This window comes from Amycolatopsis sp. NPDC051373, from assembly GCF_040689465.1.
Lineage (GTDB): Bacteria > Actinomycetota > Actinomycetes > Mycobacteriales > Pseudonocardiaceae > Amycolatopsis.
Genome location: NZ_JBFBAE010000001.1, coordinates 615,947 through 638,044, shown reverse-complemented (window position 1 = coordinate 638,044; position 22,098 = coordinate 615,947). Strand labels below are relative to the sequence as shown.

The 22,098-nt window shown below is 69.5% G+C and carries 20 protein-coding genes and 2 pseudogenes; 12 read left to right on the top strand and 10 right to left on the bottom strand.

All coding sequences use genetic code 11. The features are described 5' to 3' along the window. Positions 1–40: 40 nt before the first annotated feature. The 5 genes from AB0383_RS03155 to purD all read right to left on the bottom strand — a co-directional run bounded on the left by AB0383_RS03155 (position 41) and on the right by purD (position 4,732). The gene (locus tag AB0383_RS03155) at positions 41–799 is read right to left on the bottom strand and encodes an ESX secretion-associated protein EspG (RefSeq protein WP_364169765.1); all 759 of its coding nucleotides are present in this window, start codon (positions 797–799) and stop codon (positions 41–43) included. After that, the gene (locus AB0383_RS03150) at positions 796–2,388 is read right to left on the bottom strand and encodes a hypothetical protein (protein ID WP_364169763.1); all 1,593 of its coding nucleotides are present in this window, start codon (positions 2,386–2,388) and stop codon (positions 796–798) included. Before AB0383_RS03150 ends, AB0383_RS03155 begins: the two co-directional genes overlap by 4 nt. 8 nt (positions 2,389–2,396) lie before the next feature. Beyond that, a complete protein-coding gene (locus AB0383_RS03145) occupies positions 2,397–2,948 on the bottom strand; it encodes a DUF3558 domain-containing protein (protein WP_364170717.1) in 552 nt (183 codons plus the stop codon). Positions 2,949–2,988: 40 nt separating this feature from the next. After that, entirely contained in the window at positions 2,989–3,378 is a 390-nt protein-coding gene (locus AB0383_RS03140) for a PE domain-containing protein (protein ID WP_366184795.1), read from the bottom strand. Positions 3,379–3,466: 88 nt separating this feature from the next. Beyond that, positions 3,467–4,732, bottom strand: a complete 1,266-nt coding sequence (purD, locus tag AB0383_RS03135) for a phosphoribosylamine--glycine ligase (protein WP_364169759.1) — start codon at positions 4,730–4,732, stop codon at positions 3,467–3,469. Between the two features lie 211 nt (positions 4,733–4,943). On the opposite strand from purD, the gene AB0383_RS03130 reads away from it, so the two are divergent. The 7 genes and pseudogenes from AB0383_RS03130 (at position 4,944) to AB0383_RS03100 (ending at position 12,049) form a co-directional block, all read left to right on the top strand. Beyond that, positions 4,944–6,074, top strand: a complete 1,131-nt coding sequence (locus tag AB0383_RS03130; protein ID WP_364169756.1) for a glycerophosphodiester phosphodiesterase — start codon at positions 4,944–4,946, stop codon at positions 6,072–6,074. 95 nt (positions 6,075–6,169) lie between these two features. Next, positions 6,170–7,156: a serine hydrolase domain-containing protein gene (locus AB0383_RS03125; protein WP_364169753.1), complete on the top strand. Its 987-nt coding sequence runs from the start codon at positions 6,170–6,172 to the stop codon at positions 7,154–7,156. A gap of 75 nt (positions 7,157–7,231) precedes the next feature. After that, positions 7,232–8,776, top strand: coding sequence for an amino acid permease (locus AB0383_RS03120; protein WP_364169750.1), 1,545 nt, complete (start codon positions 7,232–7,234; stop codon positions 8,774–8,776). 370 nt (positions 8,777–9,146) lie between these two features. Next, positions 9,147–9,569: pseudogene (locus AB0383_RS03115) on the top strand (alpha/beta fold hydrolase); the annotation flags it as partial. 52 nt (positions 9,570–9,621) lie between these two features. Then, entirely contained in the window at positions 9,622–10,095 is a 474-nt protein-coding gene (locus AB0383_RS03110) for a hypothetical protein (RefSeq protein ID WP_364170756.1), read from the top strand. Positions 10,096–10,110: 15 nt separating this feature from the next. After that, positions 10,111–10,371 (top strand): annotated as a pseudogene (locus AB0383_RS03105) (alpha/beta hydrolase); the annotation flags it as partial. Positions 10,372–10,408: 37 nt separating this feature from the next. Next, positions 10,409–12,049, top strand: coding sequence for a Na+/H+ antiporter (locus AB0383_RS03100; protein WP_364169747.1), 1,641 nt, complete (start codon positions 10,409–10,411; stop codon positions 12,047–12,049). A 43-nt stretch (positions 12,050–12,092) separates the two neighbouring features. Here AB0383_RS03100 and AB0383_RS03095 read toward each other — a convergent pair whose 3' ends face one another. Beyond that, positions 12,093–13,379, bottom strand: a complete 1,287-nt coding sequence (locus tag AB0383_RS03095; protein ID WP_364169744.1) for an adenylosuccinate synthase — start codon at positions 13,377–13,379, stop codon at positions 12,093–12,095. Positions 13,380–13,453: 74 nt separating this feature from the next. Between AB0383_RS03095 and AB0383_RS03090 the strand changes: the two genes are divergently transcribed. The 3 genes from AB0383_RS03090 (at position 13,454) to AB0383_RS03080 (ending at position 15,951) form a co-directional block, all read left to right on the top strand. Next, a complete protein-coding gene (locus AB0383_RS03090; RefSeq protein ID WP_364169741.1) occupies positions 13,454–14,125 on the top strand; it encodes a hypothetical protein in 672 nt (223 codons plus the stop codon). A gap of 147 nt (positions 14,126–14,272) precedes the next feature. Then, on the top strand, positions 14,273–14,911 hold the full coding sequence (locus AB0383_RS03085; protein ID WP_364169738.1) for an HNH endonuclease family protein: 639 nt from the start codon (positions 14,273–14,275) through the stop codon (positions 14,909–14,911). Positions 14,912–15,051: 140 nt separating this feature from the next. After that, entirely contained in the window at positions 15,052–15,951 is a 900-nt protein-coding gene (locus tag AB0383_RS03080; protein ID WP_366184790.1) for a glycosyl hydrolase family 18 protein, read from the top strand. Between the two features lie 611 nt (positions 15,952–16,562). On the opposite strand, the gene AB0383_RS03075 is transcribed toward AB0383_RS03080, so the two are convergent. Then, positions 16,563–17,381 (bottom strand): phosphotransferase, encoded by an 819-nt coding sequence (locus AB0383_RS03075; RefSeq protein WP_366184788.1) that lies wholly within the window; start codon positions 17,379–17,381, stop codon positions 16,563–16,565. Positions 17,382–17,623: 242 nt separating this feature from the next. Here AB0383_RS03075 and AB0383_RS03070 point away from each other — a divergent pair, with 242 nt between their 5' ends. Further along, the gene (locus AB0383_RS03070; protein WP_366184904.1) at positions 17,624–18,028 is read left to right on the top strand and encodes a MarR family transcriptional regulator; all 405 of its coding nucleotides are present in this window, start codon (positions 17,624–17,626) and stop codon (positions 18,026–18,028) included. Further along, positions 18,025–18,459 (top strand): SRPBCC family protein, encoded by a 435-nt coding sequence (locus AB0383_RS03065; RefSeq protein WP_366184786.1) that lies wholly within the window; start codon positions 18,025–18,027, stop codon positions 18,457–18,459. The genes AB0383_RS03070 and AB0383_RS03065 overlap by 4 nt, the downstream gene beginning before the upstream one ends. 1 nt (position 18,460) lies before the next feature. On the opposite strand, the gene AB0383_RS03060 is transcribed toward AB0383_RS03065, so the two are convergent. Genes AB0383_RS03060 through AB0383_RS03050 form a run of 3 tightly spaced genes read right to left on the bottom strand, consistent with a single transcriptional unit; the run spans position 18,461 to position 22,065 of the window. Continuing rightward, the gene (locus tag AB0383_RS03060; RefSeq protein WP_366184784.1) at positions 18,461–20,287 is read right to left on the bottom strand and encodes a GAF domain-containing protein; all 1,827 of its coding nucleotides are present in this window, start codon (positions 20,285–20,287) and stop codon (positions 18,461–18,463) included. 51 nt (positions 20,288–20,338) lie between these two features. Continuing rightward, positions 20,339–21,580 (bottom strand): bifunctional 3,4-dihydroxy-2-butanone-4-phosphate synthase/GTP cyclohydrolase II, encoded by a 1,242-nt coding sequence (locus tag AB0383_RS03055; protein WP_366184782.1) that lies wholly within the window; start codon positions 21,578–21,580, stop codon positions 20,339–20,341. Beyond that, entirely contained in the window at positions 21,580–22,065 is a 486-nt protein-coding gene (locus AB0383_RS03050) for a flavin reductase family protein (protein ID WP_364169719.1), read from the bottom strand. The genes AB0383_RS03055 and AB0383_RS03050 overlap by 1 nt, the downstream gene beginning before the upstream one ends. Positions 22,066–22,098: the final 33 nt, after the last annotated feature.

Genomic DNA, 22,098 nt, shown 5'->3' with positions numbered 1-22,098 from the left:
CGGATCTTCGACGAATCCACCCCGGCGTGCCAGGAACGGTTCACAAACCCGCCTGCAGCTCGTGCACCCGCTCCACCAGCAGCGCGTTGTCCGCGGGCGTGACCGTGGCCCACGTGTGGCCGTCGGAGTCGTCGGTGAGCTGGAAGAGGTAGCGGCCCGCGTCGGTGTCGAAGAAGGCCGTGGGGTGGGGCGAGCGGCGGACGGTGCCGTCGCGGAGGGTGCGTTCGGCGGTGAACTGGCCGCGGGCTTCCTGGCCGAGCAGCATGCCGGCGAGCTCCTGGGCTTCCCACAGGGCGAGGCCGTGATCTTCCAGCACCGTGACCAGGGCTTTCGGGTCGCCGCCGGCTTTGGTGTCGGCGGCGACCAGCGTCGCGTGGGGCACGGACACGCTCTGGCCGACGCCCGCGGACAGCTCCCCGGCGACGGGCACGGCGGCTTCGGCCAGCGCGCCCTCGTCGGCGGGGATGAGCCAGACCTCGTCGCGGTCGACGACGGCGAGCACGGCCTGGCTGCCGCGGCTGACGGCGCGCCCGTGGATCTCGCGGTCGGCCCAGACCCAGACATCGAGGGCGTACTGCGGGCGCGACAGCAGGTGCAGCTGGTCGAACAGCTCGCCCGACGCGCGGCGCCCCCGCGCGAGGCGTCGGCGCGAAAGTCCTTCCCACACCTGTTCGATCAATGCAGCGCGCTCGGAATGGGTGCGGCCCGGCGAGGGCACGCCGAGCGCGGCCGGGCGGCGACCCAGCTCGAGCGACTCCCACAGGACGTCGAACTCGAGCGTCGAGAGCACGAGGTTCACGCGTCGTCGCCGATCACGTCGTCGGAGACCAGGCGGGGGTCGGTGAAGAGGTCCTTGTCGTCGACGCCGAAGCGGCGCACGTGGTCCGCGTCGTCCTCGTTCTGCGTGGCCGCGGGGGCGAGGAACTTCGCGTCGCCAGAGGGCTGCTTGGGCTCGATCTGCTCGGTCTTGCGCAGCGCGATCGCCTCTTCCTCCGGCAACTCCACCGGCAGCGGACGCACCGGTCCCTTCGACGGCGCACCACCGAAACCCCGGTGTGGGCGTTCGCGATCGCCCGCCAGCGCACCGCCGGCCACGCCCGCGCCGAGCGCCGCGGCACCTGCGCCGAGCTCACCGGCCGACGCACCCGGCTGCGGCGGCGCGGCGGGACCGCCCACGCTCTCTTCCGGCACGACGGGTGACTGCGGACCACTGCCGACCATCCGGCCCCGGCTCAACGCCGGGTCGCCACCACCGGTCCCGCCGCCAGTCCCGCCGCCAGCGCCGCGGCCAAGCACAGCGTCAGGCCCGGTCGAACCACCCGCGGCAGCACCTCCGGAACCGGGCCCGGGACCACCGCCAAAACCACCACCGGCACCCGGCCGGCCCTCGAAACCGGCACCGAAACCAGGCCCACCACTGCGAACCGGCCCACTGAACCCAGGCCGTCCAGGCACCTCCGGCTGACCGCCTCCCCGCGGCATTTCCCACCCAGGCGGAGGCGGCGTCGAAGGCCGACCGGAAACGGGCGGAGCAACTGGCGGCACCGGCCGCCCCGGGGCCGAAGCGGGCGCCGTGTACCCAGCCGACCCACCCGATCCACCGGACCCCGCCGACCCACCAGTGGGCGGCGGCACCGCGATCCCGTACGCCGGCGTCGGCGGATCCACCGCCACCCGGTTCGCCACGGGCTGCACCACCGGCGGATCCACGTGCCGCGACTGCACTGACGCCGAAGCCGGCCGCACCCCCCCGTCCGGCGTCACGTCGACCGCCGAACCCGCCAGGTCGAGCACGTTCTTGCGCCCGTCCGGCTGCGTCATCGACAGGGACTGCGGCTGGCTCAACGGTTCCGACGACAGCAGGTTCTCGCCGCTCTGCTGCGCGTACGCGTTCAACGCCTCGAGCGCCTGGCTTCGCGCGTTCTGCGCCGCGTCGACCGCCGTCGCGTGGTCGGTCTCGAAGCCGATGAGGCTCAGCACGGAGTCGCCGAGTGTGTAGCCGCCGGCGCCCTTCATCAGGGTGGCGGGATCGGGCAGCTTGAACTTCGTGCGGTTGAAGGCCTCGCCCTGGGCGAAGAGCAGCTCGGCGGTGTTCGACACCTTCCGCATGGCGTCCTGGGAGAACCCGGCCTGGTCGGTGAACACCTGCCCGGCCGCGCCGCCCGCCTGGCTCTGCCACTCCACGCCGAGCTGCGTCAGCTGCGTGCGCAGCGCCTGGTCGGTCTCGGCGAGCGCGGTCGCGACGGCCTTCAGCGCGTCCACGGCCGTGCCGATGCTGCCGATGCCGTCGCCGTCGGAGAACTTCCGGATCTCGTCCGCGAGGGACGTGTCCGTCCAGCCGTCGAAGCGCTGGTCGCGGATCTTGCCCGCGAGGTCGGAGATCTCCACGCGCCCTCCTAGGTCCGTGTCTTGAGGTACTGCAGCGCCAGGTCGGCCGCCTGCGTCGCCTGGTCGCACAGCTGCTGCTGGGTGAACGCGCCGGCGGTGACCGCAAACGCTTGCGCCGCCAGCGTCTGGCCCTTCGCGACGCCGACGAGCGCCTCGCAGTCCGACGGCGTGCCGGCCGCGCGGTAGTTCGTGAGCGCCGGGTAGCCCTCGACCGCGAACGGCGCCGTGGTCATGCTGTTCTTCCGCCGCGCGCCGGTGAGCCACTCCTGCAGGTCGGCGGTGACGGTGCGCAGGTGGTACGCGTGGAACGGCTCGGCCTTGTCCGCGTCGAACACGCACGTGGGGCCGTCCTGCGGATCCGCGGCCTTGCGCGGCACGGCGTTGACCTGCAGCTCGTCGAGCTGCGCCTGGCCCAGCAGGTCGCACGGGTCCACGCCGGTGAGGGAGAGTTCGGCCGGGCGCGGCGGCAGCTGCGAAGCCTTCGCGGCCTGCGATGCCGAGCTCACCGCGGTCTGCACCGGAACCGCCGTGCCGGCATCTCCGGACGAGCACCCGGCCACGCCTAGCGCGAGCACCGCGACCGCGCTGAAAGACAGAGCGCTAGTGGATGCCGTGCGCACCACGGTCCCCGAACGCCGCAGCCTTGTCGTCCTCGCTCGCCTGGTACGTCTGCGCCGCGCCCCGCAGCTGTTCGCCGAGGCGGCGCAGGTTGGCGACGTACGCGCGCGCTTCGGCCGCGTACGAGTGATCACCTTCCGCGACGATCATGTTCCACGCCGCCACGGAGTTCACGCTCACCGCGTCGGCCGAGGGCGTGTCGATGCGCAGCTCGCCCAGGCGCGTCAGCAGCTTGTCCTCGAGCGCGTTGGCCTGCTCGTCAACGGCCTTCGCCACGTCCAGCAGCTTCTCCGGCGCCACGATGAGGTCCGCGACGCCGGGCGCGGCCGGGACGGACGACGCCAGGTCGGACAGCGGACCGCTTTCCGCCATAACGCTCCCCCTCGGTGATGTCTACGGACAGTGACCGTTCGGCCCCGCTACGAGGCTACCAACCGCCGGGTGATCGGGAGGCGAAAACTCAGGCGTTCACCGGCATGGTGATGTCACCGTTGGCCGCCTTGAGCGCGATGTCGGTGCGGTGGTGCGAGCCCGCGAGATGCACGCGCTCCACCGTCTCGTACGCGTGCTTGCGCGCCGACTTGAGCGACTTGCCGGTGCCGACCACGGACAACACGCGCCCGCCCGCCGACACCACGGCGCCGTCCTCGCGCCGCCGAGTACCCGCGTGGAGCACGCCTTCGATCTCGCCGCCGGTGATCACGTCGCCGGTGCGCGGCTTGCCGGGGTAGCCGTCGGCCGCGATCACGACCGTCACGGCCGCGCCGCCCGACCACTCCAGCGGCGGCTGCTTCGCGAGCTTGCCGGTGGCCGTCGCGTGCATCAGACCGGCCAGCGGCGTACGCAGCAGCGCCAGAACGACCTGGGTCTCCGGGTCGCCGAAGCGGCAGTTGAACTCGATGACCTGCGGGCCCTCGGACGTCAGCGCGAGGCCGGCGTAGAGCAGGCCGGAGAAGGTGGCGCCGCGCGCGTCGAGCTCGTCGACCACGGGCTGCACGATGCGGGCGACCACGTCGTCCACCAGGTCTTCCGGGGCCCACGGCAGCGGAGCGTACGCGCCCATGCCGCCGGTGTTGGGGCCCGCGTCGTCGTCGCCGACGCGTTTGAAGTCCTGCGCGGGCAGCAGCGGGACGACGGTCCGGCCGTCGACGAAGCAGAACAGCGAGGCCTCAGGTCCGTCCAAAAAGGACTCCAGGAGGACGGGGTGGCCACCGTCGAGGAGCATCAGGGCGTGCTTGCGCGCGACCTCGACGTCCTGCGTGACGACCACGCCCTTGCCGGCCGCGAGGCCGTCGTCCTTCACGACCCAGGTGGGGCCGAAGCGCTGCAGCGCGGCGTCGAGGCGCGCCGGCGTGTCCACGACCTCACTGCGCGCGGTAGGGACGTTCGCGGCGGCCATCACGTCCTTGGCGAACGCCTTCGAGCCCTCGATGCGCGCGGCGGTGGCCGACGGTCCGAAGCAGGCGATGCCCGCCTTCCGCACCGCGTCGGCGACGCCCGCGACCAGCGGAACCTCGGGGCCGACCACCACGAGGTCGGCCTTCCACTCGCTCGCCAGGGCAGCGACCGCTTCGGGATCAGCCGGCTCGACACCCATCTGCTCGGCGACCGCGGCCGTCCCGGCATTGCCGGGCGCGCAGGCGAGCGCGGTGACGGCGGGATCGCCGGACACCGCGAGGACGAGTGCATGCTCTCGGGCGCCGGACCCGATTACCAGTACGCGCACGCCGAACAGGGTAACGGGCCCTCCTCGGAGTGGGCATTTCGCCGTCCAAACCGTGTTGTCCGAAAGCGGATTCCATGCACCGTTTACCGGGTTGTCCCCCGTTTGTCCCTCAGGTGCCCCCCGTTCGACAGTTGCGGCCGTGAGGGTGGCGGCGGTACTCGTGGCAAATCCGTCATACGAGGACGGAGCGCCCGGTAGAGAGAGGTCCTCCATGAAGCGCAAACGCGTGGGTGTGCTCGCCCTGTCCGGTCTCGCCCTGCTCGGGGTCGCGAGCCTGGCCATCGGTCCCGCCACGGCGGCCCCGCAGCAGGTGGCGGGCGCGGCGGCGCACCGGCACGATGACCCCGTGATCGTCGGACACCGGGGCGCGCCCGGCTACCGCCCGGAGCACACGCTCGCCTCCTACGAGCTCGCCTTCCGCATGGGCGTGGACTTCGTCGACGTCGACCTCGTGCCGACCAAGGACGGCCGGCTCGTCGCGCGGCACGAGCCGGAGATCGGCGGCACCACGGACGTGGCGGACCACAAGGAGTTCGCCTCGCGCAAGGCCACCAAGGTCATCGACGGCGTCACGATGACCGGCTGGTTCACCGAGGACTTCACGCTCGCGGAGCTCAAGACGCTGCGTGCGAAGGAGCGGATCCCGGAGAACCGCCCGAACAACCAGCTCTACAACGGCCGCTTCCAGATCGCGACCTACCAGGAGGTCATCGACCTCACGCGGCGGCTCGGCAAGGAGCTGCACCGCACGCTGGGCACCTACCCCGAGGTGAAGCACTCGACGTACTTCAAGTCGATCGGCAACCCGACCGAGCCGAAGCTCGTCGCGTTCCTCAACCGCAACGGCCTCAACCGCGCCGACGCGCCGGTGATCATCCAGTCGTTCGAGGTGGCGAACCTCAAGGAGCTGCACAAGCAGGTGCGGGTGCCGCTGCTGCAGCTGACCGAGGCCTCCGGCGCGCCGGCCGACTTCGTGGCCGCCGGTGACAAGCGCACGTACGCCGACATCGTGACGCCGACCGGTCTGCGTGAGGTCGCGAAGTACGCGAAGTACCTCGGCCCGGACAAGGCGCAGGTCATCCCGCGCGACGCTTCGGACAACCTGGGCAAGCCGACCTCGCTGGTCGCCGACGCGCATCGCGTTGGCCTGAAGGTGCAGCCGTACACCTTCCGCAACGAGAACCCGTTCCTGCCGGCGAACCTGCGTTCCTCGGCCGCCCCGACGGCGTTCGGCAACGTGTTCGCGGAGGAGGCGGCGTTCTTCAAGGCCGGCGTGGACGGCTTCTTCGCCGACCAGGCGGACACGGCACTGGAGTCGCTGCACGATTTCCTGGGCCGATGATTTTTCTTTCATAGCAACGCTTTCAGCAGGCCCGTTCACCCGATGGTGGACGGGCCTGCTGTTTATTGTCGGTGCGGGTTCCTAGTGTTGTCGGCATGGTTCTTGGGGAGGAGATCGACCGGCTGGCAGGCGACACCGGGTTTTCCGGCGTCGTGTCCGTCAGCCGAGGCAGCGAGGTGGTGCTCGCGCGTGCGTACGGCTTGGCGCACCGCGGGTACGGCGTACCGAACACAGTGGACACACGGTTCGCGATCGCCAGTGGTACCAAGGGTTTGACCGCCCTTGTCGTGGTGAGCTTGATCGTGGAGGGCTTGCTGACTTTGGGCACGCGGGTGCGTGCCCTGCTGGGCGCGGACCTGCCGTTGATCGACTCTTCGGTCACGGTGGAGCACCTGGTCGCCCACCGCTCCGGCATCGGCGACTACTGCGACGAGGACGCGTTGCCACCGGCGCAACCACAGTCGTTCACGTCGGCGGCGGCGTATTTGCCTGCGCTGGAGGGGTTCCCGCAACGGTTTCCGCCGGGGTCGCAGTTCTCCTACAACAACGGCGGGTTCGCGGTACTGGCTCTGGTGGCGGAACGAGCCGCGGGTGTGCCCTTCGCGGATCTGGTTGCTTCGCGTGTCACTGCCCCCGCCGGGATGGCGCGCACGTCGTTCCTCCGGTCGGACCAGTTGCCCGGCGATGCGGCAACGGGGTACCTGGAAGACGGGCGCACCAACGTGTTCAGCCTGCCCGTGGTGGGCAGTGGTGATGGCGGGATCTACTCGTCGGCCGGAGATTTCGCCGCGTTCTGGGCCGCGCTGCACGACGGTCGGATCGTGCCGCCGGAGTGGGTGGCCCGGATGACGGCCGTGGTGAGCGCCGAGACTTCGACCCGCGAACAACTCCGCTACGGGCTCGGCTTCTGGCTCCCGCCCGACGACACGACGGTGATGCTGGAGGGTTACGACTACGGCGTCTCGTTCCGCAGCGTCTCGCGTCCGTCCGACGGCCTGGTGTTCACGGTTGTTTCCACCACTTCCGAGGGTGCGTGGCCGCTGACCAGGTGGCTCGGAGGGCAGTTCTTGACGGAACCTTGACACCCGCGGACGCACGGGGCTAGCTTCTCCGGAACTTCAAAGGTCTGTCCACATACCTTTCAGGTGGGGTGCCCGATGGATGTCTCCGACCAGCAGACCGCCGAACCCGACCGCCACGACGAGGACAGCGCCCGGCTGCACGCGCTGGGGTATGCGCAGGAGCTCAAGCGCACGATGTCGTCGTTCTCGAACTTCGCGGTGTCGTTCACGATCATCTCGATCCTGTCCGGATGTCTGACGCTGTACGGCTTCGGCATGAAGACCGGCGGGCCCGTGGCGATGATCTGGGGGTGGCCGCTCGTCGGTCTCTTCGTGATCCTCGTGGGGCTCGGCATGGCGGAGGTGTGCTCCAGCTACCCGACGGCCGGTGGTCTGTACTACTGGGCGGCGAAGCTGGCGACGCGCAACGGGCCGGCGTGGTCGTGGTTCACCGGGTGGTTCAACCTGATCGGCCAGATCGCCGTCACGGCGGGCATCGACTTCGGGGCGGCGCTGTTCCTGAACGCGTTCCTCGACCTGCAGTGGGGCTACTCCGCGACGCCCGGGCACACGATCCTGTTGCTGGCGATCATCCTGGTGGTGCACGGGGCGCTCAACACGTTCGGTGTGCGGGTGGTGGCGATCCTCAACAGTGTGAGCGTGTGGTGGCACCTGATCGGGGTGTTGGTGATCGTCGGCGTGCTCGTGTTCGTGCCGGCGAAGCACCAGGAAGCGTCGTTCGTGTTCGGGCACTTCGCCAACGAGACGGGCTGGAGCTCGTCGGTATACGTGTTCGCGCTGGGGTTGCTGCTGGCGCAGTACACGCTGACCGGCTACGACGCGTCGGCGCACATGACGGAGGAGACCAAGAACGCCGCGAAGGCCGGGCCGCGCGGGATCATCAACTCGATCCTCGTGTCGCTCGTCGCGGGGTGGGTGCTGCTGATCGGGCTCACGTTCGCCATCCAGGACTACGACGGGGCCGTCAACTCGGCCACGGGTGTGCCGCCGGCGCAGATCTTCATCGACGCCACCGGCGCGGTCACGGGCAAGTTCCTGCTGCTGATCTGCATCGGCGCGCAGCTGTTCTGCGGCATGGCTTCGGTGACGGCCAACTCACGGATGATCTACGCGTTCGCAAGAGACGGCGCCATTCCCGGCTCGAAGATCTGGCACCGCATCAACAAGCGCACGCAGACGCCGACCAACGCCGTGTGGCTCGCGGCGGGCGGCGCGCTGATCCTCGCGCTGCCGTACCTGTGGAGCGCCACGGCGTACGCGGCGGTCACGTCGATCGCGACCGTCGGGCTGTACGTGGCGTACGTGATCCCCGTGTTCCTGCGGGTGCGGCGCGGCGACAGCTTCGAGAAGGGGCCGTGGAACCTCGGACGCTGGGGCAAGCCGATCGGCATCGTCGCGACGGCGTGGGTCGTGGTGATCTTCGTGCTGTTCATGCTGCCGCAGGGCTCACCCATCACGGTCGACTCCTTCAACTACACGCCGATCGCGTTCCTGATCGTGCTCGGCGGCGCGGCGCTGTGGTGGGTCGTGTCGGCGCGCAAGTGGTTCACGGGCCCGAAGGTGCAGGGATCCGCGGCGGAACTGGAAGCCGTCGAACGGGAGCTCAAAGAACTGGGATAGACCCGGGACCAACCCCGAGGTGGAGGCGGCGCGCGGCGGGCCTGGTGATGATCGAGACGGTGAAACCACACCGGATCGCCGCGCTCGCCGCCGCTGTGACCAGCCTCGGCGCGCTCACCGTCGCACCCGCCGCCGCGGCCACCACGACCCTGTTCTGGGGCACCTGCCCCGCCCCGACTCCCGACGTGTCGAACAACACCGTCCAGCGTGACCCGCGCCAGCAGTTCGCACGCTGGCCGTCCCGCTCGACTACGCCCACCCGCACGGGAAAACCATCATCCTCACGATCTCGCGCATCGCCGGCACGAAACACCGACCGCTGGCCATCGGCCCGGGCGGGCCCGGCGGATCCGGCCTCGACCAGCCGAGCGTGTGGTCGACCACGGCCGTCGGGAAGCGCCTGCTGAGCCAGTACGACCTCATCGGCTTCGACGACCGCGGCATCGGCAACTCGACCCCAGTCCTCTGTGGACTGTCCGACGCCGACCGCGCCCCCGACCTCGCCGACCCGTACCCGACGCCCGGCGGCGACATCGGCACAGGTGTCGCCCACGCCCGCCGCGTCGCCGACACGTGTGCGAAGAACGCCGGCGCCTACCTGCCGTACCTCGACACCAAGAGCGTCGCCCAGGACATGGACCGCATCCGCCAAGCACTGGGCGCGCGGCACCTGAACTACTACGGCACGTCCTACGGCACCTACCGCGGCGCCGTCTACGCGTCGCTGTTCCCGCAGGACACCGGCAAGATCGTGCTCGACAGCAGCACCCCGCCGGAAGGCGTCACAGCCGCGATCCGACTGAAGGGCGAGGGCGTGGAAACGGCGTTTCCCGCGTTCGCCGCAGATGGAGACCCTCACGCTGGTCGGAGTCCTCGCCGGCGCGCTCGGCCTGACCGCGCTCGCCCGGCGCTACAACGTGTCGGCGCCGCTGCTGATCGTCGTGGTCGCACTGGGGTTCGCGCTGATCCGCGTGCGAGCCGCCTACTTCCGCATCACCGCGGCCCTCGACCAGTACCCGCGCACCTTCGACAGCGGCCGCGTCCTCACCGGCAACGACGTGCGCATCGCTGCGCCGCCGTTCCTCGAGAAGCCGGCGACCTACCCCGTCATCGCCAGCCTGATGGCCCTCGGCGACGGCCAGGACCTGCCGTTCGGCACCACCTTCACCCAGCCGATCCCGGACAACCTCGCCAGCGACCAGTACGCCGTCCTCTGCGGTGACGCGCCCGTCTCCCGCAACCTGGCGACGTACGCCGCCGCCGTCCAGCAGGAACGCCAGGCCCACCCCCTCACCAACGGAATGCTCGCCGAGATCTGACCGTGCGCCTTCTGGCCGCGCGATGCCGTGCACCAGCCCGTGCCCATCACGGCGAACGGCCCGCGCAACGTCCTGATGCTCCAGAACCACGCCGACCCCTCCACGGCCTACTCCGGCGCCCTGCGGATGCGCGCCGCTCTCGGCCGCCGCGCGGAGCTGACCACGATCGACGAGGTCGGCCACGGCGTGGACCTCACCAACGCGTGCACCGCCGGCCGGCTCACCGATTTCCTGCTCGAAGATCACCTGCCCGGGCGCGACACGACCTGCCCGTGACCCGTCGTCCGAGATCAACCTGGGTGAAGATGCGGGCATGGAGACCCTCACGCTGGTCGGAGTCCTCGCCGGCGCGCTCGGCCTGACCGCGCTCGCCCGGCGCTACAACGTGTCGGCGCCGCTGCTGATCGTCGTGGTCGCGCTGGGGGTCGCGCTGATCCCCGGCGTGCCACGGATCGAGCTGGAGCCCGAGCTGATCCTCACGGTGGTGCTACCACCGCTGCTCTACTCGACGTCGCTCGACAGCTCGCTCACGCACTTCCGCGCGAATCTCCGCCCGATCATCGGGCTGGGGGTGGTGCTGGTGGTGGTCACGGCCGTGGTCGTCGCGTTCGTGGTGCACCTGCTGCTGCCCGACCTGCCGTGGGCGTCGGCGCTGGTGCTCGGGGCCGTCGTGGCGCCGCCCGACGCCGTGACCGCCGTGGCGATCGGGCGCAAGCTCGGACTGCCGCGCGGGATCATGACCGTGCTGACCGGCGAAAGCCTGGTCAACGACGCCGCCGCGCTCACGCTGTACAAGGTCGCGCTCGCCGCCGTCGCGGGCATGGCCGGGTCGATCGGCCACGGTCTGGGTGTGTTCGCGGTGGCAACGGTGCTCGGCATCGCCGTGGGCCTCGTGGCCGGGTTCGTGGTGGTGTTCATCCGCTCGCGGCTCGAAGACCCGCTGCTGGAGTCGGCGTTCGGGATCATCGTGCCGTTCGCGGCCTACGTGACGGCCGAGCACCTGCACCCGTTCGGCTCGGAGTTCAGCGGTTCGGGCGTGCTCGCCGTGGTCACGGCCGGCCTCTACCTGGGGCAACGGTCGCTGCGCGCGTCCCCGGCCACGCGCATGCAGGACCGGTCCGTGTGGACGTCGATCGACGTGCTGCTCGAAGCGCTGGTGTTCGCGTTGATGGGCCTGCAGCTGCCGTTTGTGCTCGACGGCGCCGATCGCGCGGCCCGCGACAACGGTACCCTCGCGATCGTCGCCATCGTGGTGCTGCTGGTGACGATGGCCGTGCGGATCCCCGCGGTGTTCCTGTCGAGCTACCTGCCGAGAACACTGCGGCTGTTCGGCCGCACGCGAGACTCGGCTTCGTGGCAGGCGCTGGCCGTGGTGTCGTGGACCGGGATGCGCGGTGTGGTCACGCTCGCCGCGGCGTCGGCCGTGCCGTTCGGGACGCCGGGGCGCCCGGAGATCCAGCTGTTCGCGTTCACCGTCGCCATCGGCACGGTGCTGGTCCAGGGCCTCACGTTGCCGCCGTTGATCCGCCGGCTCAAGGTGCAGGACCCGGCCGAGGCCGCGCGCGACCAGTCCGAGGAGCTGGCCGCGCGGGAAGTCGCGCAGAAGGCAGCGCACGCGCGGTTGAAGGAGATCACGCAGGCGGCGATGTCCAAGGCGGACCTGCCGCCGGACCGCATGAAGCGGCTGGAAGAACGTCTGGAACGGCTTGTCGACACCCGCTACCGCTTCGCGCGGGCCGCGATCACGCTGTCCGGCGAGGAGCGCAGCGCCAGCCCCCAGGCCAAGTTCGCGCAGGCCCGGCGTGAGCTGCTGATCACCCAGCGCGCGGCGATGATCGCGGAGAACCGCGCCGGACGCCTCGACGACGAGGTGCTGCGCAAGGTCCTCGTCGAGCTGGACCTCGAAGAGCTCTCCGCCACCAACACCCTCACCAATCGGACGGGCATGGGCTGACGGGCGTTCGTCGAGAACGCCCGTCAGCTGAGCGAAACACCCGTCAGACGAACTCGTGCCGCACGATCGTCTGCTCGCGACCCGGACCCACGCCGATCGCCGAGATCCGCGCACCCGAGAGCTCCTCGAGACGCTCCACATAGGACCGAGCGGTGGCCGGCAGCTCGTCGAACGTCCGGCAGCTCGAGATGTCCTCGAACCAGCCCGGCAGCTCTTCGTACACCGGCACGGCGTGGTGCACGTCGGTCTGCGTCATCGGCATGTCGTGGGTGCGGCGGCCGTCCACGTCGTACCCGACGCACACCGGCACCTTCTCCAGGCCCGACAGCACGTCGAGCTTGGTGAGGAAGTAGTCGGTGATCCCGTTGACGCGCACGGCGTAGCGGGCGATCACGGCGTCGAACCAGCCGGTGCGCCGCGAACGGCCGGTGGTCACGCCGAACTCGCCGCCCTGCTTGCGCAGGTATTCGCCGGCCTCGTCGTCGAGCTCCGTCGGGAACGGGCCCGAGCCGACGCGCGTGGTGTAGGCCTTCAGAATGCCCAGCACGGTGGTGATGCGGCCCGGGCCGATGCCCGAACCCGCGCTCGCGCCGCCCGAAGTCGGGTTCGACGACGTGACGAACGGGTACGTGCCGTGGTCCACGTCGAGCAGCGTGCCCTGCGAACCCTCCAGCAGCACGGTCTCGCCGCGCTCGAGGGCCTGGTTGAGCTGCAGCCGCGTGTCGGCGATGCGGTGCGCGAACTTCTCGCCGGCGGCGAGCACCTCGTCGGCGACCTGGTTCGCGTCGAGCGCCTTGCGGTTGTACACCTTCACCAGCACCTGGTTCTTGAACTCACACGCGGCTTCGACCTTCTGGCGGAAGATCTTCTCGTCGAGCAGGTCCTGCACGCGGACGCCGACGCGGGCGATCTTGTCCTGGTAGCACGGCCCGATGCCACGGCCGGTGGTGCCGATCTTGCGGCTGCCCAGGTAGCGCTCGGTGACTTTGTCGATGGCCACGTGGTACGGCATGATCAAGTGCGCGTCGGCCGAGATCCGCAGCCCGCTCGTGTCGACGCCGCGTTCCTCCAGACCCGCGAGCTCGTCGAGCAGCACGCCCGGGTCGACCACCACACCGTTGCCGATGACGTTGGTCACGCCCGGTGTGAGGATCCCGGACGGGATGAGGTGGAGGGCGAAGTTCTCGCCGTTGGGAAGGACGACGGTGTGGCCGGCGTTGTTGCCGCCCTGATACCGGACGACCCATTGCACGCGGTCACCGAGCAGGTCGGTCGCCTTGCCCTTGCCTTCGTCCCCCCACTGGGCACCGATCAGCACGATCGCCGGCATGTGACACTCCAGGTGTTCGGCAACAGGGAAAGTGTCCCGATGGGACACGGGGTGGCGCTGGGAAATGCCGGTGCATGACTGTAACGGAGGACGTGCGCGTGCGCGGAATCGTGGTGGTCTGCGGTGATGATCCGCACTCGTTCACGGGCCTCCCGGACGTCTCCATCGTCCGCGTTTCAGCGCTTCCGGGCAAGGCGGAAATCGATCCCTTGCTGGGGAAACACGAGCGTCTGATCGTCGCGGGGACCGACGCTGACCTCTCGGCGGTGCTCGTGCGATTGCTGCGTACCGATCGGGTGTCGGGCGTGTCGGTCGGGTTCGTGCCCTCCGAGTCCGGTTCGGCCGTCGCGGCGCTCTGGGGACTGCCCACAGACCCCGTCAAAGCGCTCGAAATCGCCCTCGACGCTTCGGCCTCCGAAGTGCCGCTCGTGCGCGACGACACCGGCGGCATCCTGGCCGGGCGCGCCACTCTGCGTAACGTCCAGGGCCAGGCGTACAGCGACGAGCATCTGGCGTTCGACGGCACCGCGGCCGCCGTCGAGGTGTCCTCGGACGAGAACGGCCTGGTCGCGCGGGTGACGCGCGGGAAGCTCGTGAAGCGCACCGCGGTGTTCCACGGCCGCGCCTTCCAGCTCGGCTGCCTGCCGACCACTTCGCTCGTGAGCGACGGCGTCGCGCACCCGCGAGAGGTCACCAAGCGGACCTGGTACCGCCACACCGAAGACCTGCGCCTGATCCGACCGTGACCGCTTTCATCCGATAGTTCTGCGCCAGGTGGCCTAACAGCACTTTCTGTTCACTGAAGGTCTGTTACATGTCACCCGTAAGTGTTGCTTGCGCCACTTCCGTGGTCGAGGGTGAATCAGTCCCACACTCGACACGGAGGCAGCGATATGCCCACAGCGCGTAGTGTCCGAAACTCCTTGACCGTCCTCGTCGGCGTGACGCTGCTCGGCGGCACGATGGTCGGCATCGCCGACGCGACCCCGCCCGGCATCCCGTCGGCCACGACGGCCAAGAGCGAGCTCGCCGGCCTCACCGTGAAGGCCGACGGCTCGCTGACCGGCTACAGCCGCGACAAGTTCCCGCACTGGATCCAGCAGGGGAACAACTGCGACACCCGTGAGGTCGTGCTCAAGCGCGACGGCACGAACGTCGTCACCAACTCCAGCTGCACCGCCACCTCGGGCAAGTGGGTCTCGCCCTACGACGGCGCGACCTGGACCGCGGCGTCCGATGTGGACATCGACCACGTCGTGCCGCTGGCCGATGCGTGGCGCACCGGTGCTTCGTCGTGGACCACGGCGCAGCGCCAGGCCTACGCCAACGACCTGTCCGACCCGCAGCTGATCGCCGTGACGGACAACGTCAACCAGGAGAAGGGCGACCGGTCGCCGGACCAGTGGAAGCCGCCGTCCACGGGCTACTGGTGCACCTACGCCCGCATGTGGGTCGCGGTGAAGTCGAAGTTCAAGCTCACGGTGAACTCCGCCGAGAAGTCCGCGCTGACGGACATGCTCGGCCGCTGCTGAGATTTCTCGAGGTGTTTCGCGCGGAGCCGGGATCGGTTCTGGGGTCTGGGGTTCGACGGCCGATCACCCCGGTCCGGCCCCGCGCGGAATCCTACGGACGGTGGTGGTGCGAGCACGGTCCGCCACGTAAGGTCTGGACCATGAGGAACCTCGCGGCGGCCGCGCTGGCCGTGCTCCTGGCGGTGTGCGGCACCGTGCCGGCCTCGGCCGCGACCGGGCGGCGCGTGATCGTGTACTACCAGACGATCTACAACGGCAGCGCGTACGTCTCGCCGCTCAGCCTCACGCAACACAACGCAGGCGTCACGGACGTCGTCGTCGGCGCGATCCACCTCGACTCCGGCGGCGTGGTCCACGTGAACGACGACCCGCCGTCGTCCGCGAAGTTCACGCCGATGTGGCAGGACCTCGGCACCCTGCGCTCGCAGGGCGTCCACACACTGGCCTTCCTCGGCGGCGCGGCGCAGGGCAGCTTCCAGCGGCTCGCTTCGGACTTCGACACCTACTACCCGCCTCTTCGCGCGTTGCTTCGCGACCACTCGCTGTCAGGCATCGACCTGGACATCGAAGAGACGGTGGACAACGCCTCGGTCGTCCGCCTCATCGACGCCCTGCGCACCGACTTCGGCCCGTCCTTCCTCATCACCTTCGCCCCCGTCGCCCCGGAACTGAGCGGCGGCCGCGGCCTCTCGGGCCTGAACTACGACCAGCTCTACCGCGACCGCGGCCCCCAGATCTCCTGGTTCAACACCCAGTTCTACTGCGGCTGGGGCTCCCTGTCCGACACCGCCGGCTACGACGCCATCATCCGCCACGGCGTCGTCCCGGCCGCCAAGGTCGTCGCCGGCACCGTCACCAACCCGGCCAACTGCGGCGGCTACGTCGACCTGCCACACCTGCAGTCGACGATCCGCTCGCTCACCGCGAAGTACCCGGACTTCGGCGGCGTCGACGGCTGGGAGTACTTCAACTCCCTGCCGGGCGGCACGGCCGCGCCTTGGCAGTGGGCGCAGCAGGTCGCGCCGGTTGTGAAGGGCTGATCTGGGGGCCGGTCCCTGGTGGCTGTGTTTGGTTTGCGGCTATGCGCGAGGGCGTCTGGCTGATCGCCGCTGTTACCCCTGTGCCTCGGAGGTTGAGCAACTTCAACGGCTTCGGCTTCAGGCGCTTCCCCGCGGGCTCCGCTTCGCCACGCGGCGGCTCAAAGTGCTCGGCGTCCCGGTCTTCCCCGTCGACCGCCACGGTCTCTGCGAAGTCGACAGCCGGTGCGGTGGGGCGCACGCCGGAGAAGCCTCTGACGGCCAGCCAAACTTCCCTGCCCTGCAAGAGATGTGCGCCACCGCCGGCAGCCAGACAGCCCCCGCCCTCCTCAAGGGGGGCGTCCCCATTCCAGTCTATCTTTGCTGGGCCCCGAAAAGTGGATCGGCCTGAATCTGTGGACAACTCCGGTCGTGAGCGAAGCCCTGTGCACAACTACGCTCGCGCGCAAAGCCCTGTGGACACTTCCCGCTCCAAACGTGCGCTCCGAGCAACTCCGGTTCCGCGAAAGCCTGCACACCTTCGGCGCCAAACGGGCGCGCCGGACAACTCCGGTTCCGAGCAGTGCGTCGGAGCTCTGACAACCCGCGCTCACACTGCCACCGCGGCCGGCCGGCTATGCGAAAGACCGGTCCGCGTCCCGCTCCAGCCACGCGACGATGTGTGCCACGTAACTGTCGACGTTGGCCAAGCGCCTGCCGTTGAGCACTGCCACCAAGTGCTCGACGCCGAACACCGCGTCCCAGACCTGGGCGCGCTGGTAGGTCTTGCCGCCGACGGCTCCGCGGACGTGGTGCCAGCCGTGCCAGGCCATGCAGGCGGCGTCGATCGCCGGGTCGAACGGCAGGGCCAGGTCCCAGTCCAGGACGCCGACCAGTTTGCCGTCCTCGGTCCAGTGGACGTTCTCGCCGCCCAGATCGGCGTGCACGAGCGAATCCGCGACCGGTTCGAGAGCCAGCGCCCGTTCGAGGCGCTGTCGGCCTTCGTCGCGCCACTTCGCGGGGAGGCGGGGGATGACGTCTTGGGCCAGGACGTCCGCCCAACCCTCCCTGCCCGGCGCGTCCAGCGCAGTTCTCAGCTCCGCAGTGAGAGGCAGCTCCCGCAAAGCACCCAGAAGCTCGCCGATCTTCGCCGGATCCCCCTCGCCCTCCGGCAGTCCGGCACCGTCGATCCAGGAGACGGCGACTGCCGCGCGATCGCCGAACATCGTCACCGGTGTCAGCGGTTCCGGTACCGCGAACGGCAGCCCCGCGCTTGCGATCACCCGAAGCAACTCCGTTCGGCGCGGCAAAGCCTCCGCCGCCGACGGGCGCCGGCTGATCCGCACAGCCGCGACACCGGGAAGCAGCACGACATGGTGGATATTGCCGTGGCCGGCCAGGCAAGCCGAGCCGAGGGAAACGCCCGGCATGAGCGCCTCGACGATCTCCAGCAAATCGGCAGCTACCTGGTCATTCACGGCTGAGTCTCTTCCGTCCGTCACTCGTTGGCAGCGAACTCTTAACACCGCGGAAGCGCCTGATCAATCGGCACCCTTGACACCGGAGCCCCGCAGGCGTGTAATCGGTGTCACGACATACATGTCACGCCACCAAACAAAGAGGCCAAGTGCGCAGGGCCGAGCAGCTCCGCTACCTCATCCTCGCGGCGCAGCGGGAAGGCAACCGCCGATTGACGGTGCAGCTGGGGGAGATCGGGGTGACGCCGGCGCAGTCGGAGGTGTTGCGGATCCTCGCGGGGCACGGGCCGATGGCGTTGCGGGAGCTCGGGGAGATGCTCGTGTGCGACACCGGGGCGAGTCCGAGCCGGATCGTGGACAGGCTGGTGGGAGCGGGGCTCGTGGAGCGGACCGCGAGTGAGCAGGATCGGCGGCAGGTGCGGTTGGAGCTCACGAAAACGGGGCGCACCAAGGCTGAGCGGGTCGCCGAGATCGAGGATCAGCTGTACGACCAGCTCGACCGAGCAGCCAAAGGAACCGACGTCGAAGCGTTTCTCGATTTCCTCAAGAACTTTACCCAGGAATCACCGGCAGGGCGAGCGTTCGAGAACCGTCTTGCCGCCGAAGGAAGGAAAACAAAATGACCTTCGAGCTGACCATGGAAATCGACGCACCACCCAAAGAGGTATTCGAGTTCGTAGCTGATTTCACGACCATGCCACAGTGGTATTCAGCTGTGCAGCGAGTCGACCGGACAGGAGATAACACAGGGATCGGGACACGCTACGAGGTCCACCGGAACCTGCCCGGGGGGCCTGCCCGAAACGAGGTGGCAATAACCGAACTCACCCCCGAAAAAGAAGTCACGTTCACCTCACTCAGCGGCCCGACACCGTTCGTCTACCGCTACAAAGTCGAGCCGACACGAGGCAAAACCCAGCTCACCCTGGAAGGAACCATCAGCGGAGCCGGGCTCCCCGGCCCGGCCGCACTACTCGGACCCCTGGCCGAAAAGCTGTTCAAACGAGGAATGCAAGACAACCTCGGCACCCTCGCCGAAATCCTGCAAAAATAACTCACCAACCGGCCAAATCAAGAATCTGAAAAGCGATCCTCGACTGCAGCAGACAATCCAACGCACCCGGATCCTGCCCGATCAGTTTCCCGATCTTCCCCAGCCGGTACCGGATCGTGTTCTCGTGCACGCCCAGCTCCGATGCAGTGCCCTGAACCCGCCCCTCCGCAGCCACAAAAGCCCGCCACGTCTCCAGCAACGACGAGTCCGCCTCCCGCAACGGGCGGATCGTCTCATGCGCGAACTGCACGGCCTCCTTCACCCGCCCGCTGGACGCGACGAGCCGGAACAACCCCAGCTCAGTCACCGTCACCACGCCACCGGACCAGCCGAACGACGTGGCCAGCTCATCGATCTCCCGCAATTCCCTGTGTGCCAGGGGGAAATCCTCCGGAGAACGGCACACTCCCGAAATCACCGCGGTCCGCACCCGCAGCCGTGGGCCCACAGCCAAGCGCACCTCGTCGACGGCGGCGCGCAAATCCCGAGGTTCGGAGCCTTCGGGAAGCGAGAGCAATGCCACCACCGCGCCCGGCAAGCTCACCGCGGCGGGTTCCGACACCGACAAAACCGTGGCCAGAGAACGGATCACCAACTTCCGCCCCACCGAAACACTCACGTTCTGGCTCGCGTTGTCCAACGCGAACCGCACCAGCACGTGCGGCTGAGCCAGATTCACCCCGAACTGCGGCCCCCGCCGTGCCAGCTGCTCGGCATCGCGGGTTCGGTGCAGCAAATCCGACAGGAAGTCCTCCCGCGCCTGCCCCTCGGCCTCCGCCTGGCGACGTTCGGACAGCACCTGCAACGACAGCACCGTCGCCCCGTGTTCGGCGAGCTTCGTGTCCAGTTCCTCCAGCCCGCGCCCGACCTCGACGATCCCGAGGTACCCGCTGGGCTGACCCTCGATGATCAGCCGGCACATCAGGTGCCGGCGCCCGACCCACACGGCGGGCGTCGGCGGCACGATCGTCGACGGGCAGCTCGCGCTCAACGAAGCCAGTGCCTGCTTCACCGACGGCAACTCGCGGATCCGCGCCGCCAGCTCCGGCGGCTGCGTCATCTTCAACCCCGCAGGTGCGGACCACGCCAGCACCTGAAAATCCTCGTTGTACAGCACCACGGGCTTCGCCGAGAGCTCACCGAGCAGCGTCACCACGGTCTGGATGCTCGCGCCGTCGAGCACGGCGTTGGTCAGCTTCTGGTGCACGTCCGCCAGGTACGCCAGCGTGTTCTTCTGCCGCACGACCTCGGCGGCCTTGTTCTTCAGGTGCGCGTTCAGCATGGCCTGCCGCAGGAACAACGCGCCCAGCCGGGCGAACAGCTCCGCGAGCGCCACGTCTTCGTCGGCGTACACGTGGTCCTTCTGCACGTTGTCGACGAAGATCAGGCCGATCACCTTGCCGTCGAACACGAGCGGCACGCCGAGCATCGCGCGCACGTGCCAGTGCTCCATGGTGCGGCGGTGCGGCCGCGGGTCACGCGGCACGTCGGAGATGAGCACGGGCGCGGCCGATTCGATGACCTCGCGGCTGAACCGGTCGCCCTGGATGCCGGCCTCCTGCGCCTGCACGGCGGCCGAGATGTCGCCCTCGCTCTCGCAGTAGCCGGCGGCGCCGCGGAACCGGCCGTCGCCGTCGCGCAGGTACACCGAACAGCGCGTGACGCCCAGCAGGTGGCACAGCTGCTTGCCGAGCAGGCCCAGCAGGTCCTCGAGCCGCGTGGTGGTGATGGCCTCGGTCGTGATCTCGCTGAACGCGGCGATGACCTCACGCTCACGGTGCGACGGGTCCACGGGGCGCACCAGGGACCGAACCGAAGCATCGCGCATGGGATCCGCCTTCACCGTTGAAATCCGGACTCCGTCTGAGGGTGCCTTACCTCACCCGCTCCCGTCCATGCCCGAAGCGAGTACGCCCAGGTCATGGCCCATGCGCTCCTGCTTGGTCCGCAGGTAACGCACGTTGTGCGGCGTCTGTGTCACGGGCAGGCGCACGCGCCCGACGATGTCGAGCGCGTAGCCCTCGAGCCCGCCGTACTTGGCCGGGTTGTTCGTGATGAGCCGCATCCGGCGCACGCCGAGGTCGGTCAGGATTTGGGCGCCGATGCCGTAGCTGCGCGAATCGACCGGCAGGCCTTGCGCGAGATTGGCCTCGACGGTGTCCAGACCCTGCTCCTGCAGCGCGTACGCGTGGATCTTGTGGGCCAGCCCGATCCCGCGGCCCTCGTGGCCACGCAGGTAGATGACCGCCCCGGCCCCCTCGGCGGCAATCTCCCGCAGCGCGTACTCCAGTTGTGCGCCGCAGTCGCACCGCAACGAACCCAGGATGTCGCCGGTGAGGCATTCGCTGTGCACCCTGACCAGGGCACCGGCAGCCGACTGCCCGGCCGCCGCGACGTCGCCGCGCACCAACGCGAGGTGCTCCGTGCCGTCGAGCACGGACCGGTACGCCACCGCGCGGAAGTCGCCGAACGCCGTCGGCATGGCCGCGCTCGCCACGGGCTCCACCAGGCGTTCCGTGGCGCCGCGGTAGCGCACGAGGTCGGCGATCCGCAGCAGCGGCAGGTCGAACCGCGCGGCGAACTCCTCCACCGCGGCGCCCCGCAGCATCGACCCGTCGTCGGCCACGAGCTCGCTGATCACGCCGACGTCACCCGCGCCGGCCATCGCCAGCAGGTCGACGGCCGCCTCCGTGTGCCCGGCCCGCACCAGCACGCCGCCTTCACGCGCCCGCAGCGGGAACACGTGGCCGGGCCGGCGCAGCTCACCGGGTTTGGTGGCCGGGTCCGCCAGCGCCCGCACGGTCGTGGTCCGGTCCGCGGCCGACACGCCCGTGCCGCTCGCCAAGTGGTCGACGCTCACCGTGAACGCCGTGCCGTGCACGTCGGTGTTGTCCGCGACCATCTGCCGCAGCCGCAACGCGTCCGCGCGCTCGCCGGGCATCGGCGCGCAGACGATCCCCGTGGTGTGCCGCACGAGGAACGCCATCTGCTCAGCGGTCATCGTCCGCGCGGCACCGACGAGGTCGCCTTCGTTCTCGCGGTCGGCGTCGTCGACGACCACGACCAGGCGGCCCTGCGCCAACGCTGCGACAGCGTGCTGCACCTGCTCGCCCGGCGCCATCAGTCGTCCGTCCGCGCGTGGGTGCCGAAGGTGCGCGCGTGGTAGGTCAAGGGCGCCAGCGGTCGCGAGTCCGCCGCCTCCACCAGGCCGAGCGCGACCACGTGGTCACCACCTTCGATGAACTTCTCGACGGCGCACGCCACCCAGCCGGACGAGCCCGCGAGCCGCGGCAGGTCGTCCTCGAGCTCCCAGCTGACGCCGTCGAACTTGGCCATTCCCTTGCGGGCGAAGCGTTTCGCGAGCTCCGCCTGGCCGCTTTCGAGTACATTCAGCCCGAAGCGCCCAGCTCGCCGCACCACCGTCAGCAGGTCCGACGTGCGGTCGAGCGACACGAGCACCATCGGCGGGTCCATCGAGAGCGACGCGAAGGCGCTCACCGTCGTGCCGTGCGGCCGCGTGCCGTCGAGGGCGGTCACCACCGAGACCGGGGTGCACACGCCCGACATCACTTCGCGGAACTGCTCGGCGAATGCCGGTCTGGTCACGGTTTCCATCCAGCTCCAGTCCGAAAGCCCGAA

Excerpts from the sequence above, each read along its gene's own strand:
- AB0383_RS03140 (WP_366184795.1), bottom strand. The coding sequence starts at position 3,378 with ATGGCGGAAAGCGGTCCGCTGTCCGACCTGGCGTCGTCCGTCCCGGCC.
- AB0383_RS03130 (WP_364169756.1), top strand. The coding sequence starts at position 4,944 with ATGAAGCGCAAACGCGTGGGTGTGCTCGCCCTGTCCGGTCTCGCCCTG.
- AB0383_RS03125 (WP_364169753.1), top strand. The coding sequence starts at position 6,170 with ATGGTTCTTGGGGAGGAGATCGACCGGCTGGCAGGCGACACCGGGTTT.
- AB0383_RS03120 (WP_364169750.1), top strand. The coding sequence starts at position 7,232 with ATGGATGTCTCCGACCAGCAGACCGCCGAACCCGACCGCCACGACGAG.
- AB0383_RS03110 (WP_364170756.1), top strand. The coding sequence starts at position 9,622 with ATGGAGACCCTCACGCTGGTCGGAGTCCTCGCCGGCGCGCTCGGCCTG.
- AB0383_RS03100 (WP_364169747.1), top strand. The coding sequence starts at position 10,409 with ATGGAGACCCTCACGCTGGTCGGAGTCCTCGCCGGCGCGCTCGGCCTG.
- AB0383_RS03095 (WP_364169744.1), bottom strand. The coding sequence starts at position 13,379 with ATGCCGGCGATCGTGCTGATCGGTGCCCAGTGGGGGGACGAAGGCAAG.
- AB0383_RS03090 (WP_364169741.1), top strand. The coding sequence starts at position 13,454 with ATGACTGTAACGGAGGACGTGCGCGTGCGCGGAATCGTGGTGGTCTGC.
- AB0383_RS03085 (WP_364169738.1), top strand. The coding sequence starts at position 14,273 with ATGCCCACAGCGCGTAGTGTCCGAAACTCCTTGACCGTCCTCGTCGGC.
- AB0383_RS03080 (WP_366184790.1), top strand. The coding sequence starts at position 15,052 with ATGAGGAACCTCGCGGCGGCCGCGCTGGCCGTGCTCCTGGCGGTGTGC.
- AB0383_RS03065 (WP_366184786.1), top strand. The coding sequence starts at position 18,025 with ATGACCTTCGAGCTGACCATGGAAATCGACGCACCACCCAAAGAGGTA.
- AB0383_RS03060 (WP_366184784.1), bottom strand. The coding sequence starts at position 20,287 with ATGCGCGATGCTTCGGTTCGGTCCCTGGTGCGCCCCGTGGACCCGTCG.
- AB0383_RS03055 (WP_366184782.1), bottom strand. The coding sequence starts at position 21,580 with ATGGCGCCGGGCGAGCAGGTGCAGCACGCTGTCGCAGCGTTGGCGCAG.